Source organism: Staphylococcus sp. GDX7P312P (assembly GCF_008385775.1).
GTDB classification, from domain to species: Bacteria; Bacillota; Bacilli; order Staphylococcales; family Staphylococcaceae; genus Staphylococcus; species Staphylococcus haemolyticus.
This window is the reverse complement of sequence record NZ_VUKI01000070.1, coordinates 1-2,838: the sequence shown is the minus strand read 5'-3', so window position 1 is coordinate 2,838 and position 2,838 is coordinate 1. Positions and strand designations below refer to the sequence as shown.

The window sequence follows — 2,838 nt, the reverse complement described above, 5'->3', positions numbered from 1 at the left end:
CAATATGAGATAGAAAAACTTATGAAAGAGAATGAAGCATTAAAAGCTGAAAAGGCATTATCTCAAATGAGAAATGAAACGCGTTCAATGCTTAGTGAATCAGGTGTAGAAAACTTTGATGATCAAATTGTAGACATAATAGGAAAACCCTAATTTAATTGCTGAACTAAAATGTGCCTCAATATCTTGCGATAAAATTTTAATTTACACTTGTGTGTTATATTATAAAATTAATATAATATAATTAAATAAAAAGTTGGTCTCAAAGTCTGAGAACTATCGACTCGAGTAAGACGCATGAAATAGTTAATAATTTATAAGGGAATGGGTTTTATGAGTAGAGAATTGAGAAGAAAGTTAACTTTTTATATTAATGTAGTTACTTTATTGTTAGCAATGGTTAATTTTTTTAATAAATAAAAGGAGCGTTTAAAATTATGAAAATCAACAGGGATCAAATATCTCTATATTTAACGATAGGGATTTTTATATTAGCATTACTTACTTTAATATCTAGCTTTATAAATTAAGATTAGAACCATAAATATTAATTTAAAATAGATGGAGTGAGACAACATGAGTAACATAACAATCCATATTGATGAAACATTTATGAATAAATTGATTGAATATAAACTAGAAAACTTACTGAAAAATTATGAGAGGCAATATGCTTCAGTAGGTATTAAAGATTTAGTAACTTTAACTGGATTAAGTAAATCAACGCTTCAAAATAAAATAGTTTGTGAACCTGAAATAGTTGAAGTAACTCGCCGGATTGGATCTAGATTAATATATCTTTATCCACAAGTGCTTGAAGCTTATCAAAAAGTTATTAATAGAATAGGCGTATGATAAAGGGTAGTACTTTAAACTATAGGTGACTAATATAATAAAACACAAAGTATAATATTGTATTATACTACTTAAAATTCAATATTAACGTGGTAGTGAATGTGATTAACATGATTGCTTAAACTTTTTAAAGGGGAATAAACATGGAATTTAATTTTGAAATTACTGTTGAAAATGGTAAAACAACTAAAAAAGACAAGATAATAGCGTTCATTAGTTTAATTGTATTAATATGCTGTATTTATTATAAACTACATTAAAAAACAGGATTTCCTTTTAGGAAGTCCTGTTTTTCAGATGTTAAATTAACTCTAATAACTTATCTACATTTTCTTCGGTAGTAGCCCAACTTGTCGCAAATCTAACAACACGATGATTATCATCATATTTCTCCCAAATCGCGAACTTTACTTTTTGTTTCAACTCTTTAATCTTTTCTTCACTAAGTACAAAAAATTGTTGATTAGTAGGTGAATCAAAGTAAAGTTGATAGCCTTTTTCAAGGAATCCTTTTTTCATTTTATTAGCCATATTAATGGCATGACGGCTAATATCTAAATATAAATTATTAGTGAATAATTCCAGAAATTGTACACCTACTAAACGACCTTTAGCAAGTAAAGCACCATGTTGTTTGATTCGAGTGGTAAAGTGTTTTGGCTCATTATTTTTAGTGAATACGATGGCTTCACCACATAACGCGCCTATTTTAGTACCACCTATATAAAAGATATCACAGTATTTAGCAATATCTTCAAACGTTAAATCACTTTGATCACTCATCAATCCATAACCTAAACGTGCACCGTCCATAAATAATGGTACTTGATGTTCTTTACACACGTCAGCAAGATTCTTCAATTCTTCTTTACTATATAAAGTACCGTATTCTGTAGGGTGTGAAATATAAACCATTCCTGGAAAGACCATGTGTTCACGTTTAAAATCATTGTAAAACGTATCTAGATATGCATTAACTTCTTTTGGACTAATTTTACCTTCGTGAGATGGGACAGTTAAAACTTTATGACCACTAAATTCGATCGCGCCGCCCTCATGTACAGCTACGTGAACAGTGTCAGCTGAAATCACACCTTCATATGGCTCTAGTACTGAATTAATAACAACTTGATTGGTTTGCGTACCACCAACTAAGAATCGTACAGTCGCTTCTGGACAATTGATAACAGATTTTATTTGTTCTGCTGCTTGCTTTGAAAATTGATCATCACCATAACCAGAAGCCTGGATTAAATTGGTATCAAATAATCGTTGTAATACGTTTTCATGTGCACCTTCAAGGTAGTCATTTTCAAAAGAAATCATATAATACCCCACAATCTAAATAATTTAATTATTCTGAAAATTTAATAGAATGACTTTAGTATACAATAATTTATCTCTTATGTGAATTTAATATTTTAAATATATAATTGTAAGCGTTTTAATAAAATATAAGTTATAGAATGAATTAATTTGCGATTTAAATGTAAAAAGACTATGATTTAAACAAATAAGTTGAAATGGAGTGTTGTAGAATGAGTAAAATCAAATTTAAAAAGATTCAAGAAAAAACACTGGATGAGTTAGAAAAAGAAATTAATATGTATCTTGAAAGTGATGAAGGAAGTCAATTTGAAGTTCTAAATATTTCAATAGACAAAATAGAAGAACGTAAATTTCCAAATAATGAAGAAGTGCTAAATGCCATCTTGATCTTAAATGCTAAGTAAATAATTTAAATTATAAAATTAAATAGGAGTATTATTTTATGAAATTCATGTTCGGCCCAGATTTGGGAACTGTTTTTACGATTTTATTAGCACTAGGCTTTGTGATAAATCTAGTATTAGCTTTTATTATCATCTTTTTAGAAAGAAATAGAAGAAGTGCGTCTTCTACATGGGCGTGGCTCTTTGTATTGTTTGTTTTACCATTAATCGGGTTTATTCTTTATTTATTTTGGCTCTACGTCAAATCGGA

General features: G+C 28.6%; 5 protein-coding genes. 4 read left to right on the top strand and 1 reads right to left on the bottom strand.

Features of this window, described 5'->3' with window-relative positions; genetic code table 11:
• The first annotated feature begins 9 nt into the window (after positions 1-9).
• Both F1592_RS13270 and F1592_RS13265 read left to right on the top strand, forming a co-directional pair.
• Positions 10-153 (top strand): capsid assembly scaffolding protein Gp46 family protein, encoded by a 144-nt coding sequence (locus F1592_RS13270; protein WP_223197251.1) that lies wholly within the window; start codon positions 10-12, stop codon positions 151-153.
• Positions 154-576: 423 nt separating this feature from the next.
• Complete coding sequence (locus F1592_RS13265; RefSeq protein ID WP_053017892.1) at positions 577-855, top strand: hypothetical protein; 279 nt, start codon at positions 577-579, stop codon at positions 853-855.
• A gap of 300 nt (positions 856-1,155) precedes the next feature.
• Here the strand turns inward: F1592_RS13265 and F1592_RS13260 are convergent, their stop codons facing one another.
• On the bottom strand, positions 1,156-2,181 hold the full coding sequence (locus F1592_RS13260; RefSeq protein WP_149809842.1) for a threonine aldolase family protein: 1,026 nt from the start codon (positions 2,179-2,181) through the stop codon (positions 1,156-1,158).
• Positions 2,182-2,393: 212 nt separating this feature from the next.
• On the opposite strand from F1592_RS13260, the gene F1592_RS13255 reads away from it, so the two are divergent.
• Positions 2,394-2,588, top strand: coding sequence for a hypothetical protein (locus F1592_RS13255; protein ID WP_011275881.1), 195 nt, complete (start codon positions 2,394-2,396; stop codon positions 2,586-2,588).
• 38 nt (positions 2,589-2,626) lie between these two features.
• Positions 2,627-2,838: PLDc N-terminal domain-containing protein (locus F1592_RS13250; RefSeq protein ID WP_188294699.1), on the top strand; the 212-nt coding region annotated here is incomplete at its 3' end.